The 18,123-nt window shown below is 72.1% G+C and carries 15 protein-coding genes and 1 riboswitch; of the genes, 9 read left to right on the forward strand and 6 right to left on the reverse strand.

The window, feature by feature from the left end:
• Both O7613_RS26185 and pknB read left to right on the forward strand, forming a co-directional pair.
• Complete coding sequence (locus O7613_RS26185) at positions 1-1,359, forward strand: serine/threonine-protein kinase (protein WP_281585729.1); 1,359 nt, start codon at positions 1-3, stop codon at positions 1,357-1,359.
• The gene (pknB, locus tag O7613_RS26190) at positions 1,356-3,173 is read left to right on the forward strand and encodes a Stk1 family PASTA domain-containing Ser/Thr kinase (protein ID WP_282290520.1); all 1,818 of its coding nucleotides are present in this window, start codon (positions 1,356-1,358) and stop codon (positions 3,171-3,173) included. Before O7613_RS26185 ends, pknB begins: the two co-directional genes overlap by 4 nt.
• 138 nt (positions 3,174-3,311) lie before the next feature.
• On the opposite strand, the gene O7613_RS26195 is transcribed toward pknB, so the two are convergent.
• Genes O7613_RS26195 through O7613_RS26205 form a run of 3 tightly spaced genes read right to left on the reverse strand, consistent with a single transcriptional unit; the run spans position 3,312 to position 5,926 of the window.
• Complete coding sequence (locus tag O7613_RS26195) at positions 3,312-3,593, reverse strand: hypothetical protein (protein ID WP_281585727.1); 282 nt, start codon at positions 3,591-3,593, stop codon at positions 3,312-3,314.
• Between the two features lie 3 nt (positions 3,594-3,596).
• Complete coding sequence (locus tag O7613_RS26200; protein ID WP_282290521.1) at positions 3,597-5,123, reverse strand: class E sortase; 1,527 nt, start codon at positions 5,121-5,123, stop codon at positions 3,597-3,599.
• Complete coding sequence (locus tag O7613_RS26205; RefSeq protein WP_281585725.1) at positions 5,120-5,926, reverse strand: DUF881 domain-containing protein; 807 nt, start codon at positions 5,924-5,926, stop codon at positions 5,120-5,122. Before O7613_RS26205 ends, O7613_RS26200 begins: the two co-directional genes overlap by 4 nt.
• Positions 5,927-6,156: 230 nt before the next feature.
• Here O7613_RS26205 and O7613_RS26210 point away from each other — a divergent pair, with 230 nt between their 5' ends.
• Complete coding sequence (locus O7613_RS26210; protein WP_281585724.1) at positions 6,157-6,420, forward strand: cell division protein CrgA; 264 nt, start codon at positions 6,157-6,159, stop codon at positions 6,418-6,420.
• A gap of 177 nt (positions 6,421-6,597) precedes the next feature.
• Positions 6,598-8,841 carry a (Fe-S)-binding protein gene (locus O7613_RS26215; protein WP_282290523.1) on the forward strand — a complete coding sequence of 748 codons (2,244 nt, stop codon included), beginning with the start codon at positions 6,598-6,600 and terminating at the stop codon, positions 8,839-8,841.
• 66 nt (positions 8,842-8,907) lie between these two features.
• On the opposite strand, the gene O7613_RS26220 is transcribed toward O7613_RS26215, so the two are convergent.
• A complete protein-coding gene (locus O7613_RS26220; RefSeq protein ID WP_281585722.1) occupies positions 8,908-9,579 on the reverse strand; it encodes a GPP34 family phosphoprotein in 672 nt (223 codons plus the stop codon).
• A gap of 82 nt (positions 9,580-9,661) precedes the next feature.
• On the opposite strand from O7613_RS26220, the gene O7613_RS26225 reads away from it, so the two are divergent.
• The 3 genes from O7613_RS26225 to O7613_RS26235 all read left to right on the forward strand — a co-directional run bounded on the left by O7613_RS26225 (position 9,662) and on the right by O7613_RS26235 (position 13,147).
• Positions 9,662-10,969, forward strand: a complete 1,308-nt coding sequence (locus tag O7613_RS26225) for a hemolysin family protein (protein ID WP_282294618.1) — start codon at positions 9,662-9,664, stop codon at positions 10,967-10,969.
• A complete protein-coding gene (locus tag O7613_RS26230) occupies positions 10,962-11,966 on the forward strand; it encodes a hemolysin family protein (protein ID WP_281585721.1) in 1,005 nt (334 codons plus the stop codon). Before O7613_RS26225 ends, O7613_RS26230 begins: the two co-directional genes overlap by 8 nt.
• Before the next feature lie 164 nt (positions 11,967-12,130).
• Positions 12,131-13,147 (forward strand): C40 family peptidase, encoded by a 1,017-nt coding sequence (locus O7613_RS26235; RefSeq protein ID WP_281585720.1) that lies wholly within the window; start codon positions 12,131-12,133, stop codon positions 13,145-13,147.
• Between the two features lie 84 nt (positions 13,148-13,231).
• On the opposite strand, the gene O7613_RS26240 is transcribed toward O7613_RS26235, so the two are convergent.
• Positions 13,232-15,268, reverse strand: a complete 2,037-nt coding sequence (locus O7613_RS26240) for a peptidoglycan recognition family protein (protein ID WP_282290525.1) — start codon at positions 15,266-15,268, stop codon at positions 13,232-13,234.
• A gap of 233 nt (positions 15,269-15,501) precedes the next feature.
• A riboswitch (cyclic di-AMP (ydaO/yuaA leader) is annotated at positions 15,502-15,637 on the forward strand.
• Positions 15,638-15,650: 13 nt separating this feature from the next.
• Between O7613_RS26240 and O7613_RS26245 the strand changes: the two genes are divergently transcribed.
• The gene (locus O7613_RS26245; RefSeq protein ID WP_282290526.1) at positions 15,651-16,685 is read left to right on the forward strand and encodes an NlpC/P60 family protein; all 1,035 of its coding nucleotides are present in this window, start codon (positions 15,651-15,653) and stop codon (positions 16,683-16,685) included.
• A 75-nt stretch (positions 16,686-16,760) separates the two neighbouring features.
• Here O7613_RS26245 and dcd read toward each other — a convergent pair whose 3' ends face one another.
• Positions 16,761-17,339 carry a dCTP deaminase gene (gene dcd, locus O7613_RS26250; RefSeq protein ID WP_281585717.1) on the reverse strand — a complete coding sequence of 193 codons (579 nt, stop codon included), beginning with the start codon at positions 17,337-17,339 and terminating at the stop codon, positions 16,761-16,763.
• A 78-nt stretch (positions 17,340-17,417) separates the two neighbouring features.
• Here dcd and O7613_RS26255 point away from each other — a divergent pair, with 78 nt between their 5' ends.
• Entirely contained in the window at positions 17,418-18,008 is a 591-nt protein-coding gene (locus O7613_RS26255; protein ID WP_281585716.1) for a pyridoxamine 5'-phosphate oxidase family protein, read from the forward strand.
• The last annotated feature ends 115 nt before the right edge of the window (positions 18,009-18,123 follow it).

The raw sequence follows: 18,123 nt of genomic DNA on the forward strand, positions 1-18,123 counted from the left end.
GTGCTCGGCCCGGGGGTGCAGCTCGGCAACCGCTACCGGCTCGACGAGCGGATCGCCAGCGGTGGCATGGGCGACGTCTGGCGCGGCACCGACCAGGTGCTGGGCCGGACGGTCGCGGTCAAGAGCCTGCTCCCCGCGCTGCTCGACGAGCCGGGCTTCGCCGAGCGGTTCCGCGGCGAGGCGCGGACCATGGCCACCATCAACCACCCAGGCGTGGTGGACGTCTACGACTTCGGCAGCGACCAGCAGATCGCGTTCCTGGTGATGGAATACGTGGAGGGCGACGCGCTCTCCGCCACGCTCGGCCGGGTCGGCCGGCTCACCCCGGCGCGCACCATGGCGTTGCTGGCCCAGGCCGCCGACGCGCTGCACGCGGCGCACGAGAAGGGCATCGTGCACCGCGATGTGAAGCCGGGCAATCTGCTGGTCCGGCCGAACGGCACGCTCGTGCTCACCGACTTCGGCATCGCCCGCTCGGAGCTGGTCGGCCAGCTCACCGCCGCCGGCTCGGTGCTCGGCACCGCCTCCTACATCTCGCCCGAGCAGGCCACCGGCGCGGTCGCCACGCCCGCGTCCGACGTCTACGCGCTGGGCGTGGTCGCCTACCAGTGCCTGGCGGGCCGCCGCCCCTTCGAGGGGGACAATCCGCTCGAGATCGCGATGAAGCACGTGCGGGACACTCCCCGGCCGCTGCCCGCCGACATCCCGCCGCAGGTGCGGGCCATCGTCGAGCGGGCCATGGCGAAGGAGCCGGGGGCCCGCTGGCCCAGCGCCGCCGCGTTGGCGAGCGTCGCCCGGCAGGCCAAGCTCGCGCTCTCCCAGCAGGCACGCGGCGGGCGCCCGATCTCCGGCGTACCGGCCTCGCCGGCCGCGCCGCCCGCTCGGGCGCAGGTGCCGACCGCCGCGCCCCGCCCGCAGCCCCGGCCGCCGGTGGCGCCGGCCCGGCCACCGGTGGCGCCGCGCCCGACCATGGTCGCGCATCCGCTTCCGCAGCCCCGCCCACCGGTGGGGCCGCGCGGCGCGGCGCCCGTCCCGCAGCAGCCTCGCCCTCCGCACAATCCCCTGGCGTACGCTCGCCCGTCCGCGCCGCCGCCACCAGCGCCCCGCCGCTCCCGCTCCGGGCTGTGGACGACGGCGATACTGGTGGCGGTGCTGGTCATCCTCTGTTCGGGCGTGATTTCGTTCTGGTACCGGAAATACGTGGCCGGCGCTCCCGGTCCGGCGAGTGTGAGCGTGACCTCCGGCGCGGTGCGCGCGTACGGGGACGACTATCCGGTCCGCACGTCGTACCGTCGTGAGGTACGCCTCCAGCCGGCCGGCGGCGGTACGACGACGAGCGAAGGACGAGAGACGCGATGACAGCGCAGGCCCGCCTGCTCGGTGGCAGGTACCAGGTCGGCGAGCTGCTGGGCTACGGCGGCATGGCCGAGGTGCACCGTGGCCGCGATCTGCGGCTCGGGCGGGACGTCGCGATCAAGATGCTTCGTGCCGACCTGGCCCGCGACGCCACGTTCCAGATGCGGTTCCGCCGGGAGGCGCAGAACGCCGCCTCGCTCAACCACCCGGCCATCGTCGCCGTCTACGACACCGGCGAGGAGACCGCGCCGACCGGCGAGACGCTGCCGTTCATCGTGATGGAGTTCGTCAACGGGCGGACCCTGAAGGAGGTCCTCGGCGTCGAGGGGCGGCTCCAGCCGCGCCGGGCGCTGGAGATCTGCGCCGACATGTGCGCCGCGCTGGAGTTCAGCCACCGGCACGGGATCATCCACCGGGACATCAAGCCCGGCAACGTGATGCTCACCCAGACCGGCCAGGTCAAGGTGATGGACTTCGGCATCGCCCGGGCGCTCGCCAGCGGTGCCACCACCATGACGCAGACAAGCGCGGTCATCGGCACCGCGCAATATCTTTCCCCCGAGCAGGCGCGCGGCGAGTCGGTGGACGCCCGTTCCGACGTCTACGCGGCCGGGTGCGTGCTGTTCGAGCTGCTCTGCGGGCACCCGCCGTTCGTCGGCGACAGCCCGGTCAGCGTCGCCTACCAGCATGTGCGGGAGCAGCCGCCGACGCCGAGCACGATCAACCCGGACGTGAATCCGGCGGTCGACGCCATCGTGCTGAAGGCGCTGTCGAAGAACCCGCTCAACCGCTACCAGAGCGCCGGCGAAATGCGGGCGGATCTGCTCCGCGCCGCCGCCGGCCGCCCGGTGCTCGCCACTCCGGTGATGCCGGCCGAGGAGACCATGCCGATGGGGGCCGCGGCGGGCGGCTACCAGGCGGCGCAGCAGACCCAGATGATGGGCCCGCAGACCCGCCAGCAGGCGCCGGCCCGGGTGGGTGACCCGCGCAAGCGCAAGAGTTCCTCCTGGGTCATCGCCACGTTCGCCGCGCTCGGCGTGCTCGCGGTGATCGCGCTGGGTACGGCGCTCTGGCTGAACCAGGCCGGCAACGACAAGGTGTCCGTGCCGCAGCTCGTGGACCGCACGCAGGCCGACGCGCAGGCCGAGCTCACGAAGGCCGGGCTGCGGTTCGCCGCCGGCACTCCGGTGCAGAACACCGAGTGCAAGGAGGGCACCGTGGTCGGGCAGAGCCCCGGGCCGGGCCTCCGGGTGGAGAAGAACAGCGCCGTCACGATCCAGATGTGCACCGGCCCGGGCGAGGTCACCATCCCGGAGGGGCTGAAGGGCGGCACCTTCACCAGCGTGGAGGCCCAGCTGAAGAGCCTCGGGCTCACCGTCGACCGCAAGGACGTGAGCGACGCGGCGCCGAAGGACCAGGTCATCGACGTGACGCCCAAGGAGGGCAGCACGGTGGCCCCGGGGAGCAAGGTGACCCTCGAGGTCTCCAAGGGCAACATCAACGAGGTGCCGAACGTCCGCGGCTACACGGAGGACCAGGCGAAGCAGCGGCTGGAGGACGCCGGCTACGACGTGAAGGTCCGGGACGGCGACGAGGTCGAGCCGGCGAAGGCCGGCAAGGTGAGCCGTCAGTCGCCGTCCGCGGGGACCAAACTGGCCAAGGGCTCGACCGTGACCATCGAGGTCGACGTGCCGCTTGAGGAGGAGTCCGAGAGCCCGTCGCCGAGCGCGACCCCCAGCGCGTCGCCGAGCACGCCCGGCGCCGGTGGTGGCGGCGGTTTCCCGTTCCCGTCCGTCCCGCCCACCCGCGACCGCTGATCCCGGCCGACACGACGTGGCGGTGCCCCACCCGGGGCGCCGCCACGTGGCGTACCGGAGGGCTTCAGGCGGTGGCGAACGCGGCCAGGCGTCGCGCGTCGACCTCGGGCGGCCACCACCGGGGCCCAGGTCACGGGGTCACCTGCCCGGAGTGGAGGGTGGGGCGTTGTTCGTCTCGATGTCGTAGGGGAGTTCCTCGTCCTCGTCCGGCTGCGCGGTCGGGTCGGTCAGCTCTCCGCTGCCGCCGCCGGGGACGCCGGAATCCTGGGTGACCTGCACGTCGTCGAAGGGCAGCAGCGGCTCGGCCCACGGGAAGACCACGAGCCAGAGTAGGGCGACGGTGGCGACGGCGAGCAGCATCGACCCGATCAGCTTGCCGGGCAGCCCGAACGGCAGCTTCCGCCAGATCCACGAGTACACGGGTCAGCCCTCCAGCTCGGCCGGTCGGCCCGCCGACTTGGCCTGGGCGTGGTCGAAACGGGCGTGGATGATCAGCCGCTGGTAGTTGTCGAACTTGGGGTTGCAGGTGGTGAGCGTGAGCAGCTTCTCGGTCGCCTTGCTGCCCGGTTTGCCCGGCACCGGGGCGACCACCTCGACCTGGGACGGCTTGACGATGCGCTGCTGGTAGACCTGGTAGACGAGCCACTCGGTCTTGGTCTCGACCACGATGGCGTCGTCCGGCTTCAGCTCGTCCAGCCGCCAGAACGTGGACCGGATGCGGTGGCCGGCGACGGAGAAGTTGCCCACCTCGCCGGGCATGGCGCTGTCCGGGTAGTGGCCGGGGGCGTAGCGGATGTCGTCCGGGCTGACCCCTTCGACCACCACCCAGTGCTTGTCGAGCTTCGGGATGTAGAGGCCGGCGACCGGCTTCCCCTCGGCCGGCGGCTTCGGCTTCGTGCTCGGGCCGGTGGTCGGGCCGACCGTCGGGTCGGCCGCCCACTCCTGGGCGAGCTGGCCGTTCAGGTCGTTCTGGTGGGCGTCGACGATGACCGACTTGCCCCAGATCTCGTATCCGGCGAAGAGCAGCACCACCAGCCCGAACGTGATCAGCAGCTCGCCCGCGCCGCGGACGACCGTGCGCAGGCGGGAGGCGGCGGTGGGGCGGGTCAGCTCGGAGTAGACGCTGCGATATCCCTCGCCGGTCTGCTCCGGCCGGAGTTGCACCACCCGCTCGCCGCGCCGTGGTCGCGGTGGCTCGGCCGGCGGCTCGCCACCGCCGTCGCCGGTGGCCGGTGCCGGGGGCACCGCGCCCATCAGCCCGGTGGCGTCCAGCAGCGGATCGGCCGGCCGGCGGGGGACGGTGGGCAGCACCGCGGTCGCGCCGGGGTCGGCCGGTGCGGGCACGTCCGGGCCGCGTCCGACCGGACCACCAGCCCGGGGTACGCCGGAGTGCCGCTCGGGTCCGCCGGGGTGCCGCTCGGATGCGGCGGAGTGCCGCTCGGGTCCGCCGAGGTGCCGCTCGGATGCGGCGGAGGCCCGTTCGGATCGCCCGGTCAGCGGCGGGATGAAGTCGGTGGGCCCGTCACCCGGCGCGGCCGGTCGCACGCCGGCCCCGGGCCACCCGGACGGCATGTCGGAACGGTCCGGGCCGGTGCGGCGGTCGTAGGGGCCGTCGACGGGCGGGCGGGAGTGCGTCCCCCGATCCGGTGGCGCGAACCGCCGGTCGGGGGTGGGGGCCGTGGGACCGGCGTACCGCCGGGGGTCGACCTGGGGCGTCTCCGGCGGGCGGGACTGGTTGCCCGGCCAGGCGGGCGGCGGGGGTGCGGTCGGGCGAGCGGTGGCGCCGCGCCGCGCCGGGGCGGAGTGGGACGGGCCGGCGTCGGGCCAGGGCAGGTCCAGCGGTGGCGGTGGCGTCGGGCGGTCGATCTTCGGGAGGAACGCGGTCCTGTCCTCCTGCGGTTGTCGGCCGTGACCGCGAGCGTCACGCTCGTGGGGATCGTCGCCGGTCACCGGGGCACCGTCGCCGACTGGAGCGCGGTGGAGTCCTCGAACGCGGGCACGGTGACGTCGGAGACGTGCTCGGTGTAGCCGAGCTGGTAGTGATCGGCTACTTCTTTGAACACCCGGACTCCTTCAGAGGCGGCGAGCGCCCGCTGGAACCCGGCGGGATCACCGATGGCCACGATCTTGAAAGGAGGGGAGTAAACCCGGCCGTGCAGCAGCAGGGTGTTACCGACGCAGCGTACCGCGCTGGTGCTCAGCACGCGGACGTTCATGATTGACATGGCCTCCGCGCCGCCGGCCCAGAGCGCGTTCACGACCGCCTGCACGTCGCCCTGGTGCACGACCAGGTCGTCGTTGCTGGCGCCCTTGGGCAGCGGCTGGCCGGGGCCCCAGTCGGCGTCGTTCAGCTCGATCGTGATCCCGGTGCCGGTGAGCGCGGTGAACCCGGCGGCCTGCCGGCTCGCGGCGGCCCGTTCGCGCTGCGTCTTCACCGGCCCGTCGGTGCCGGCGAGCGACTCGGTGCGTGCCTCGACCTCGTCGCGCAGCCGGGCGGCCTTGGCCTCGCTGGCCGCCACCTGCTCGCGCCGGTCCTCGATGAGCTGGGTGAGCTGGGGTCGCCGGTCCTCCCGAAGCGGGGTGCCGCCGGCGGTGGTCGCGCTCGTGGTGAAGAGCAGCCCGGCCGCGGCGGCGATCAGGGGTACGCCGATCGACCATCCCGGGCGTCGCTGGCGCGCCCGGCGGGGCAGCAGGCCGGCGACCGCGCGGCGGAGGGCCTTCTGCCAGGAGGCGGCGCCGGACGTGTACTCCACCGGGCGTTCCCTTTCCCGTCGTCTCGTTCCGGCCCGCGTCGATGCGAACCGACCTGCTCGACCCGAAAAGTCCGCTCTTTTCGGTAACTCCCCGCACCGGCCCGGCCCCATTCGTGGCTTGGACGGCCCGTCCGGACTACGCTAGCTGTCGAACATTATTGGCCATGGACCGTCGCCCCCGCGCCCGGTTGTCAGGCCGGACGAGGTCGTACCCCCCTCTGGAGAGCGTCGTGCCCAAGTCTCAGGTCCGCAAGAAGAAGGTGTACACCCCGCCGACGGACGTGCGTCCGACGGCGACGGCGTCGACGCGCAAGCCTAGCCCGATCTGGCTGCCGGTCACCGCCGTCGCGCTGATCGTGGTCGGCATCGGCTGGCTGGTCGTCTACTACCTTTCCGAGCAGGCGTACCCGGTCGCCTCCTGGGGCTACTGGAACCTCGCGGTGGGCTTCGGCGCGATGGTCTCCTCGCTGATCCTGCTCTCTCGCTGGCGCTGAGCGGCGCCTCTCCGTCCCGGCTCACGTCACGTCACGCCGCCCCTGCCCGGCACCCGGGCGTCGATCCGCCTAAGGTGGCGGCAGGGCGGCGTGGCCGATGCGAGAAGACTCACGTTACTGTCGAGTAACCTTCCGCGTAGGCTGCACTGACAAGCAGCAGACCGGGAGGCCAACTCGATGGGCAGCGTCCAGATCGTCACCACGATCCTCGCGGCCGCCATCACCGCCGTTGCGGTGTGGCTTGCGGTACGCGCGGTCATGAAGATGACGGCCGTCATCCGGCTCGGGCAGCCCGCGCCCGAACGGTTCGCCGACAAGGGCGCCCGCACGACGAAGATGCTCGTGGAGACCGCCGGCCACACCCGCATGCTGAAGTGGAGCGTGGTCGGGGCCGCCCACTGGTTCGTGATGGTCGGCTTCATCGTGCTGTCGCTGCTGGTGCTCGAGGCGTACTTCGAGGTGGTCTCGCCCGGTGGCGGGCTGCCGGTGATCGGGCACTGGACCGTGTTCGGCCTGGCGACCGAGTGGATCGGCATCCTGGGTCTGGTCGGCATCGTGGTGCTGATGGCCATACGGCTGCGCAACCGGCCGACCCGTCCCGGCGGCCTGTCCCGGTTCACCGGGTCGACCATGTGGCAGGGCTACTTCGTCGAGTGGGTCGTGCTGCTGGTCCTGATCTTCGGGTTCGTCATCCGGGGCTTCAAGGTCGCCACCGATCACTTCGAGTACCCGCTGTGGGCCACCCCGCTGAGCCACGCGGTCGGCGCCGCGCTCCCCGAGTGGTCGGCCGGCGTCAGCGTGGCCGCCCTCATCAAGATCGTGATCTCGATGACGTGGCTCATCGTGATCTCGCTGAACGTCACCATGGGCGTGGCCTGGCACCGCTTCCTGGCCTTCCCCAACATCTTCTTCAAGCGCGACCCGGCGAAGCCCGCCGGATCCGGCCTGGGCCCGCTGCGCCCGATGACGAGCGAGGGCAAGCCGCTCGACTTCGAGGAGGCCGACCCCGAGTCCGACCAGTTCGGCGTCGCCCAGGTCGAGCAGTTCACCTGGAAGGGCCTGCTCGACTTCAGCACCTGCACCGAGTGCGGCAGGTGCCAGTCGCAGTGCCCGGCCTGGAACACCGGTAAGCCGCTGTCCCCGAAGCTGCTGGTGCTCAGCCTGCGCGACCACGCGTACGCCAAGGCGCCCTACCTGCTGGCCGGCGGCGGCAAGGACGTGACCGGCGAGGAGAAGGGCACCGCGGAGCAGCTGGCCGGCGTCGACGTGCTGGCCATGGCCGAGGCCGACCGGCCGCTGATCGGCACCGCCGAGTCCGGCGGCGTCATCGACCCGGACGTGCTCTGGTCCTGCACCACCTGCGGTGCCTGCGTCGAGCAGTGCCCGGTGGACATCGAGCACGTCGACCACATCGTCGACATGCGCCGCTACCAGGTGCTGATCGAGTCGAGCTTCCCGTCCGAGGCCGGCGTCATGCTGCGCAACCTGGAGAACAAGGGCAACCCGTGGGGCGCGCCGCAGAACACCCGCGAGGACTGGACCAAGGGGCTCGGGTTCGAGGTGCCCCGGGTCGGCGAGGTCGACGACTTCGAGTACCTGTTCTGGGTCGGCTGCGCCGGCGCGTTCGAGGACCGGGCCAAGAAGACCACCCGCGCGGTCGCCACGCTGCTGAACGAGGCCGGCGTCAGCTTCGCCATCCTCGGCGAGGGCGAGACCTGCTCCGGTGACCCGGCCCGCCGGATCGGCAACGAGTTCGTCTTCCAGATGCTCGCCCAGCAGAACGTCGAGACGCTCAACGAGGCGTTCGAGGGCCGGGAGAAGAGCAAGCGGAAGATCGTGGCGACCTGCCCGCACTGCTTCAACACCCTGGGCAACGAGTACGGCCAGCTCGGCGGCGAGTTCGAGGTGGTGCACCACACCCAGTTGCTGGCCCACCTGGTCAGCGCCGGCAAGCTCACCCCGGTGCAGCCGGTCGACGGCGGCGTGACCTACCACGACCCCTGCTACCTGGGCCGGCACAACCGGATCTTCGCCGCCCCCCGTGAGGTGCTCGGCAGTGCCATCGGAGATGGCCGGGGTGGCGCAGCGTCCGATTCCGGTGCGGGCCGCGACAGCGGCCTCGTCGAGATGCCGCGCAACAGCGAGCGCTCCTTCTGCTGTGGCGCCGGCGGCGCCCGGATGTGGATGGAGGAGAAGATCGGCAAGCGGATCAACGTGGACCGGGTCGAGGAGGCCATGTCCACCGGGGCGAAGACCATCGCGGTCGGCTGCCCGTTCTGCTCGACGATGCTCAACGACGGGGTGAACGGCAAGGGCGCCGGCGAGGACGTCGAGGTGGTCGACGTGGCGAGCGTGCTGCTGCGCTCGGTCAGGCCCGAGTCGCCGTCCGGTGAGAAGGAGGCCGCGCCGGCGGCCGGTTGAGGCGTACCCCGGCGGGAAGCCGGGCCACGACGGCGGCGGCACCCGCGCGGTGCCGCCGTCGTCGTCTCAGCTTCCGGCGGAGATCGCCGCGGTGCTGGCGACGGTGGTGGCGACGATCACCGCGGCCTGCATCTCGTCGATCGCCTTCTTCACCGCGGCGGAGGCCCAGTCACCGGCGGCGATCTCGTTCAGCCGGGCCTTGACCCGCTCCTTCGGCAGCTCGCGGAAGAGCTTGCGGTCCAGGCCGACGGCCCGGGCCAGGGTGAGCAGCGCGGCGGTCCGGGCGTCCACCGGACCGTTGCCGACGAGCGCGGCCACCATCCGCTCCCGGGCCGCGGTCTCCGCTGCCGGCTCCGCGCCGGTCGGCGAGGGATAGCGGGTACGCGGGAAGACCAGCAGCACCCGGTCGGACTCCCGGCGCAGCACCCCGGCGCCGACCAGCCCGTCGAGCACCCGGTCCGGCAGGCCCTTGGACAGCTTGCCGATCCAGTCCTTGGGCTTGCGCGGCCGACCGGCTCCCACGGTGGCCAGTGCCTCGTCCAGCAGCGGCACACCGGTCGGGGTCGGGTCGGTCACCACCAGCCGTTTGTCGGCCACCTCCACCCGGCGGGCGAGTGCCAGCTCCAACAGCAGCGCCCCGGCGAGGCCGTAGTCGAGGTGCGGCCGGCCGAGTCGGTTGGCGCCCCCGTCGTCGTAGGCGAGCAGGACCAGTTCGTCGGTGAGCAGCAGACCGTCCATGCCCGCCACGCTACGGGTGACCCGCCACCGGCGCCCGCGTGCCACAATCACGCCCATCGACGGCCTGCTGGTTCTGACGCTGTTGCCCCTGGTCGGCCTCGTGCTGCTGACCGCCGGCAACGCCTTCTTCGTCGCGGCCGAGTTCGCCCTGGTCACCGTCGATCGCGCGGAGATCGACAGGCGGGCCGGCGAGGGGGACGCCCGGGCCGCCACGGTCCGCCGGGCGCTGCGGGACCTGTCCTTCCAGCTCTCCGGCGCCCAGCTCGGCATCACCATCACCGCGCTGCTCACCGGATATCTCGCCGAGCCGGCCCTGGCCCGGCTCGTGACGCCGCTGCTGCACCCGTTCGGCGGGGCGGACCGCTTCGCCGGGCTGCTTGCCCTGGCCCTGGCCACGCTCCTCTCGATGCTCTTCGGTGAGCTGGTGCCGAAGAATCTCGCGCTGGCCCGCCCGATGCCGGCCGCGCTTGTCACCGCCGCGCCGATGCGCGCCTTCTCCCGCGCCTGCGGGTGGCTGATCCGGCTGCTCAACGACTCGGCCAACCGGCTGGTCCGCCGGCTCGGCGTGGAGCCGCAGGAGGAGTTGGCGAGCGCCCGCTCCCCGGAGGAGCTGGGGTTGCTGGCGGCCATCTCGGCCCGGGCCGGCGCGCTGCCGCCGGACACCGCGATGCTGCTGCGCCGTACGATCCGCTTCGGCGACAAGCGGGCCGCCGAGGCGATGACCCCGCGGGTGGACGTGGTCGCGCTGCGCGCCACCGCCTCGGTGGCCGAGCTGCTGGAGGCGTCCCGGCGCACCGGCCGGACCCGGTTCCCGGTGTACGAGGAGACGCTCGACCTGGTCACCGGCGTCGCCGGGGTGCCCGACGCGCTCGGTGTGCCGCTGGCCCGCCGGGCCGGCACCACGGTTGCCGCGGTCGCCCGGGAACCGGTGTACGTGCCGGAGAGCCTGGACCTGGACGGGGTGCTCGCCGCCCTGAAGGACGCCGGCGCGGACCTGGCGATCGTGGTCGACGAGTACGGCGGCACCGACGGCGTGGTGACCGTGGAGGACCTGGTGGAGGAGCTGGTCGGGGAGATCGCCGACGAGTTCGACCCGGCCGCGGTGGACGACCTCGGGCCGGCGGAGCTGACCGTGCCCGGCGGGGAGCGGACGGTCCTGGTCGACGGCGTGCTGCGCGCCGACGAACTGGTTGAGCAGACCGGCTTCCGGCTGCCCGAGGGGCCGTACGAGACGCTCGGCGGCTTCCTGATGGCCCGGCTCGGGCGCATTCCGGTGCCCGGCGAGACGGTCGACGAGGCCGGTTACGAGTTCACCGTGGTGGAGGTCGACAGGCACCGGATCGAGCAGGTCCGCGTGCTGCGCCCGGAGGAGTCCGACGACGGTGCCTGAGCTGCTGGTGGCCCTGGTGTTGCTGCTCGGCAACGCCTTCTTCGTGGGCAGCGAGTTCGCGTTGATCGCCTCCCGCCGTACCGTGATCGAACCGCTCGCGGCGTCGTCGAAGCGGGCCCGGTGGGCGCTCGCCGCGATGAACCAGATCCCGCTGATGATCGCCGGCGCGCAGCTCGGCATCACGGTCTGCTCGCTCGGCCTGGGCGCGATCGCCGAGCCGGCGCTCGCCCACCTGCTGGAGCTGCCGTTCACCGCGCTGGGCCTGCCGGCCTCGGCGGTGCACCCGGTGGCCTTCGTGATCGCGTTGGCCGTGGTGGTGTTCCTGCACACGGTGGTCGGCGAGATGGTGCCGAAGAACATCACGCTCGCCGGTCCGGAGCCGTCGGCGCTCTGGCTCGGCCCGGCCATGCTCGCCTTCTGCCTCGCGACCAAGCCGCTGCTGGTGGCGATGAAGTGGGCGGCCCGGCAGGTGCTGCGCCTGTGGCGGGTGGAGGCGACGGACGCGGTCAAGACCGTGTTCACCGCCGAGGAGTTGGCCGGGCTGGTCTCCCAGGCGCGCACCGAGGGGCTGCTGGACGCCGAGGAGCACGCCCGGATCACCGGCGCGCTGGCCCTGCACAGCCGTACCGCGGCCGACGCCCTGCAACCCTGGTCGACGGTGACCACGGTGGCCGAGGACGTCTCACCGGCCTCGCTGGAGGTGCTGGCGACCCGCACCGGCCGGTCCCGCTTCCCGGTGGTGCAGCGGACCACCCGTCGGGTGCTGGGTTTCGTGCACGTGAAGGACGTGCTCGGGTACGCCGGGGCGAGCCGCCGGGCGCCGGTGCCGGCCGAGGTCTACCGGCCGCTGGCCGTGGTGCCGCCGGACCGTACGCTTGCCGATCTGCTGCTGGCGATGCGCCGCGAGCGCCGGCACATGGTGCTGGTCAGCGACGGCCGGCGGCCCCTGGGTGTGGTCACGCTCGACGATGTATTGACGGCGATCGTCGGCAAGTGAGTGAATACCCTTGGTGCGCAACCGATTGCGGAAACATGATTGAACAACGGGCCGCCTTGATTCCACCCCCGTGCCTTCCCTAATGTGATGCACCGACCGCTGTGGGTCGTCTGCCTCGATCTTCCCTCTCGCGAGGCGCCCGCCGGTCGGTTGCAAAGGAGTCCGTGCCGGTGGCAACCATGCCCCCTCATCGTCACGTCCCGAGCGCTCCATCCGGCCCGCCGGCCGGGTCGCACCGGGTGGTACGCCGTCTCCTCACCCTGGTCGCGGCCGTCGCGGTCGGCGCCGGGATGGTGGCGGCCCCGGCGTACGCGGCGCCCTCGGTGGACGAGATCGACGCGCAGATCGACAAGCAGTGGGAGAAGCTCGAACCCACCATCGAGGACTACAACAAGGTCCGCTCCCAGCTCAAGGTCAACAAGAAGAAGTCCGCGGACCTGCAGAAGAAGATGGTGCCGCTGGAGCTGGCCTCGACGCTGGCGATGAACAAGGTCGGCGACATCGCCGCCCGCTACTACATGCGCGGCCCCTCGCAGGAGATGGGCGCGCTGCTGGTGAGCACCAAGCCGGGCACCCTGGCCGAGCAGCTCGTCATGCTCGACCGGGTCGCCGACGACCAGCGGAGGCAGATCGCCAGCGTGCTCGCGGCCCGCGACAAGTACAACGCGCAGAAGCAGAAGCTCGACCGGCTGATCGCGACCGAGCAGCAGCAGGAGGCCAAGCTGGCCTCGCAGAAGAAGCAGATCGACGCCGAGATCAAGCGGCTCACCGGGATGCTGCCGGTGACCTCGATCCGCCCGGCCGGCTGCCCGAAGATCGACGGCGTGGTGAGCAGCGCCGCGCGTACCGCCATCAAGACGGCGTGCGCCCAGGTCGGCGACCCGTACGTGTGGGGCGCCACCGGCCCGAACTCGTTCGACTGCTCCGGCCTGACGCAGTACGCCTACAAGGCGGCGGGCATCTCGCTCACCCACTTTACCGGCGCCCAGTGGAACGAGGGCCGCAAGGTTTCCCGCTCCGAGGCGAGGCCGGGTGACCTGGTCTTCTTCGGCGCCGACCTGCACCACGTCGGGCTCTATCTCGGCAACGGGGTGATGGTGCACGCGCCCCGGACCGGCAAACCGGTGCAGGTGTCGAGCATCAGCACCCAACCGCTCGCCGGCTTCGTCCGGGTCGGCTGAGCCGCACCCGAGGCATCGAGAAGGCCCCCGGTCCACTGGACCGGGGGCCTTCCTCGCGTCGGGATCTTTTCGCGCCGGGTTCCCCTACCGGGGCGCGCCGACCGGCGACGGCAGGATCAGCACGTCGTCGAGGTTCACGAACATGATCCGGTGGCCGAACTGGACCTGCACGTACCGGTTCTTGCCCCGGACCACGGTGCGGTCGCCGGGGGCCGAGCCGTCGAACGAGACCGCCCGGTAGTACTCGCCCGGCAGCACGCCGCCGACGGCGTACCGCTGGCCGGCCGCGAACGTGTACTGGAGCGGGGAGATGGCCTGGTACGGGATGGTGTCCGGGTAGGCGGCCTGCTCCGGGTAGGCGCGGCCGTACACCGGGACGGTGGCACGGCCGGGCCGTGGCGTCACCACGAAGCCGGTGGACCACTTGGCCGTGGGCGCCTTGGTGGGGTTGTGGAACCACGCCTTCTGGCCGAGATACCAGATTGCCGTCCAGTCACCCTGCCGGCCGGCCACCGCGTACGTCTGTCCGGCCGAGGCGCGGGCGCCGTGGTCGGAGATGTACATCGTGTCCGGTGTGCCGTCCGGGCGCAGCCCGAGGTCGTTGACGAGCGGGGCGTCCGCGCTCGGCGCGGTCCGCAGGAGCACCGCCGAGGAGCCGTGCGACGGGCAGGGCTCGGCCGGCGGGGTGGGCGTCGGGACGCCAGGCGGCTGCTGGTTGCAGCCGACGAACGCCGGCCGGTTGGTGGTGACGTCCGGGTCGATGGTGACCAGGCCGGTACGCGCGGTGCCGAGGGTCCGGAATGGTGCCTTCATCAGGTCGAAGTAGTGCGACCAGTCCCAGTAGGGGCCCGGGTCCCAGTGCATGCCGCCGACCGCCGCGGCGGTGATGCCGGGCACGTTGTCGTGACCGATGATGTGCTGCCGGTCCAGCGGGATGCCGAACTTCTGCGCCAGGTAGCGGACCAGCTTGGCCGAGCTGCGGTACATCGCCTCGGTGTACCAGGCGCCGTTTCCGGCGAAGCCCTCGTGCTCCAGGCCGATGGACTTGGCGTTGACGTACCAGTTGCCGGCGTGCCAGCCGACGTCCTTGGCCTTGATGTGCTGGGCGACGTAGCCGTCCGCCGAGCGCAGCGTGTAGTGCCAGCCGAGGTAGTCGGCGCGCTTCACCAGGTCGACGCTGGGGTCGAAGTAGCCCTCGGTGTCGTGGATGACGATGTATTCGATCTTCTGCTGCTTCGGCCGGTTGCCCAGGTCGTGGTTGCCGTAGTCGCCCGGGTCCGCGCTGAGCTGCTCGTACGGTGCGGGGATCCACTCGCAGGCCAGCCGCACCGGGCACTCCAGCCCGTCCGGCCGCTGCGCGTGGCGCAGCCCGAGCCGGCTGAGCACCCCGCGGTCCGGCCGGGCGGCGGTGGCGGCCATGGTGACCCGCTGCCCGTCGTCGGTGGTCCGGGTCGCGCCCTGGCCGAGCTGGTCGTAGACCTCGTCGGCGAAGGCCGCCGCCGCGTCCGAGGTGTCCGCGCCGGAGTAGCGGGCCACCGCGCCGTACCAGGCCGCCGCGTCGGTGCCGGCACCGACCGGCCCACCCAGTGCCTTCTGGTACGCGGCGAGCAGCGCCGCGCCACCACGGATGTTCGCGGCCGGATCGGTGCGCAGCTTCTGCGCGTCGAGGCCGGTGAGCGTCGCGGCGGCGTCGAGCGTCTGGAGCGAGGCGGTGGGCAGCGGCTTCTCCCGGGCCGGTGCGGCGGTCGTGGCCGGGTCGAGGGTGAGCGGGCGGGAGTCGTCGCCGCGCGGGTCCTCGTCCTCGCCGACGTGCGCGCTGCGGGGCAAGGCGAGGACGTGCGCGGCGTCGGTGAGGTGCATCGGGCCGTAGCCGCCGCTGGTGCTGGGCTGCCCCGGGTGGGCGTCCCAGCGGGACTCCAGGTAGGAGACGCCGAGCAGCACGTTCTGCGGCACGCCGTATTCGGCCGCCGCGGCGGCGTACTGCTTCTGCCTGTCGTCGTTGCTGGATAGGGTGTTCGGTGGCGCGGCGGTCACCGGGCCGGTGGTCGCCAGCGCGGTGGCTGTCGCCACGGCGGCGGCGAGCAGCATCCGTCCGGCCGACGGCGGGGGCGAGAGGTGCATCGAACCTCCTGGACAGGGATGGGGGTCACTGCGTCCCCACCCTCACTCCGCGCACCCGTGACGGTCAATACCTTTCCGCCGGATAATCTGATGTGAAAAAAAGCTTCACTCATGTCCGGGGTTGCCCATTCCGTACGGAGTGTCACGGCCGTTCGGGTTGCGGATCGATAACGGGGATCCCTACTCTGGCCAATTGTCGGCCCGTACGTTCACCGTCCAACCCGGCCGGTGACGGTCCGACACCGCCGAGTCGCCTCCGGGCGAATCGGGGACCCAGGTACCTGGGGTGAATCCGCAGCCACTGCGGTAGGGCGTCCCCCTTCCCGCCCGAACCCGTCAGCTAACCCGGTAGGCGGTCAGGAAGAAGGAGTACCGACGCCCGGTGGCACACCATGCCCCGCGGCCGTCGTCGAGCCGGTCGATCGACCGGTCCGCCGTCGCGCCGCGTTCCCGCTGGTCCCGCTTCACCACCACACTCGCCGCCCTGGTCGGCGCCGCGGTCGTCCTGACCGGAGGCGCGACGGCGGCCCACGCCGAACCCTCGGTCGCCGAGATCGAAGCCCGGATCGACCGCGACTGGAACAAGCTCGAACCCGTCATCGAGCAGGTCAACGCCGTACGCGAGCAGCTCGCGCTGCGACGCAAGCAGGCCGACGCGCTCGGTCGGCGGATCGCCCCACTCCAGGCCCGCGTGGACGCCGCGCTCGGCCAGGTCGGCGGGCTCGCCGCCGACGCGTACAAGGGCGACAACCTCTCGACCGTCAACGCCCTGCTGGGCAGCCGCTCGCCGGGCGAGCTGATGAGTGGCCTGGAGCTGCTCGACCGCTTCGCGCGCCACCAGCAGGAGCAGGTGCGCACCATCGCCGATCTGCGCGACGAGCTGGCGGCGAAGAAGAAGCCGCTGGACGAGATGGTCGCCGACCTGAGCCGTACCGAGGCCCAGCTCGCGGCGAAGAAGAAGCAGATCGACGCCGAGATCGCCAAGCTCCAGAAGCTGCGGCTCAAGGTGTACGGAAACGGTGGCGGTGGCAAGCTGCGCCCGGTGCCCTGCCCGGCCGGGTACCCGGGTGGCGCGGCCGGGGTGGCGGTCAAGTTCGCCTGCGCCCAGATCGGCAAGATCTATGTCTGGGGCGCCGCCGGCCCGGACCACTTCGACTGCTCGGGCCTGACCATGGCCGCCTGGGCCAAGGCCGGTGTCTCGCTGCCGCACAACGCCCGCCAGCAGCACAACGTCACGAAGCGGGTCAGCCGCGCCGAGTTGCGCGCCGGTGACCTGGTCTTCTACTACGCCGACCTGCACCACGTGGGGATGTACGTCGGCGACGGCTGGGTGGTGCACGCCTCCCAGTCCGGCAAGCCCATCACCATGAAGCGCGTGGACGACGGCGACATCAACAGCTACGGCCGCCCCACCTGAGGTGTAAGGAGGGGCCCCCGCTTAACGCATTCGGTATAGGCGGGGGCCCCTCTTAACAACCACGATCGGCTGGCGTCAGCGCGTCGGCCAGGTGCGCCAGCTCTGCCACGACCGGCTCGGCGTCGGGCCGCGCTGACCCTGGTAACGCGACCCGTAGACGGCCGAGCCGTACGGGTGCTCGGCCGGCGAGGAGAGCCGGAAGATGCAGAGCTGGCCGATCTTCATGCCCGGCCAGAGCGTGATCGGCAGATTCGCCACGTTCGACAGCTCCAGCGTGATGTGACCGGAGAAGCCCGGGTCGATGAACCCGGCGGTGGAGTGCGTCAGCAGGCCGAGCCGGCCCAGGCTGGACTTGCCCTCCAATCGGCCGGCGAGCTGCTCGCCCAACGAGATCACCTCGAGCGTGGAGGCGAGCACGAACTCACCCGGGTGCAGCACGAACGCCTGCCCCTCCGGCACCTCCACCATCGATGTCAGGTCGTCCTGCTGCGTCGACGGGTCGATGTGCGTGTAGAGGTGGTTGTTGAATACCCGGAACAGCCGGTCGAGGCGTACGTCGATGCTGGACGGCTGCACCAGTGTGGGCTCGAAGGGCTCCAGCGCGAGCGTGCCCGCCTTGATCTCGGAGACCAGGTCGCGGTCGGAGAGCAGCATCGGAACACCATAGCGACCGATGCGGGTGACCTGCGTGTCGGACTGCGCTGTCGTACAAGTGTTCGATAGGATGTCGGCATGGCTTCCTGGTCCGAATTCGCCGCCGACGAGCCCCGACTCGCCGCCGAGATCCGCCTTCTGATCCAGCAGTACGGGCCGGGCTTCGGCTATCTCGCCACGGTCCGCGCCGACGGCGGGCCCCGCGTGCACCCGGTCTCCCCACTGATCACCGACGACGGGCTGTGGTGCTTCGTCATCGACTCGCCCAAGCGCCGCGACCTCGAACGCGACGGCCGCTACGCGCTGCACTCGTTCCCGCCGGAGGAGAGCGACGACGAGGCGTACGTCGCGGGCCGCGCCCACCCGGTGACCGATCCGGGCACGGTGGCCCGGCTGGCCCGGGTCGGCCGGGCGGCGCCGCTCGGCGACTGGAAACTGTTCGAGTTCTCCGTCGACGTGGCGATGCTGACCCGGCGCGACCCGGCTGCCCGCCCCGGCACCGGCCGGCCGGAGATGCGGCTCTGGCTCGACCCGCGCGGCTCCGCGCCGGCTCTCGGTCACGAGCCGCTCGATCCGCGGCGGGCCACGCCGGCTCTCCGTGAGGGGCCGCTCGCCCCGGAGGGCCGGCGCGGCCGGCACGGCTTCGACACCCGTCGCCCAGCCGCCTGATCTCATCCGGTCGGCTCCGGCCGGCGGTCACATCCGGCTGCGCCGACCAGATCCGCGGGCCGAGGTGCCCTTCCGGCGTCCGAGCGGTCCGCAAAACGACCGACGCCGGCCCTGT

The organism is Micromonospora sp. WMMD975, from assembly GCF_029581215.1.
Lineage (GTDB): Bacteria > Actinomycetota > Actinomycetes > Mycobacteriales > Micromonosporaceae > Micromonospora.

Excerpts from the sequence above, each read along its gene's own strand:
- O7613_RS26240 (WP_282290525.1), bottom strand. The coding sequence starts at position 15,268 with ATGCACCTCTCGCCCCCGCCGTCGGCCGGACGGATGCTGCTCGCCGCC.
- dcd (WP_281585717.1), bottom strand. The coding sequence starts at position 17,339 with ATGCTGCTCTCCGACCGCGACCTGGTCTCCGAGATCAAGGCGGGCACG.
- pknB (WP_282290520.1), top strand. The coding sequence starts at position 1,356 with ATGACAGCGCAGGCCCGCCTGCTCGGTGGCAGGTACCAGGTCGGCGAG.
- O7613_RS26255 (WP_281585716.1), top strand. The coding sequence starts at position 17,418 with ATGGCTTCCTGGTCCGAATTCGCCGCCGACGAGCCCCGACTCGCCGCC.
- O7613_RS26220 (WP_281585722.1), bottom strand. The coding sequence starts at position 9,579 with ATGGACGGTCTGCTGCTCACCGACGAACTGGTCCTGCTCGCCTACGAC.
- O7613_RS26215 (WP_282290523.1), top strand. The coding sequence starts at position 6,598 with ATGGGCAGCGTCCAGATCGTCACCACGATCCTCGCGGCCGCCATCACC.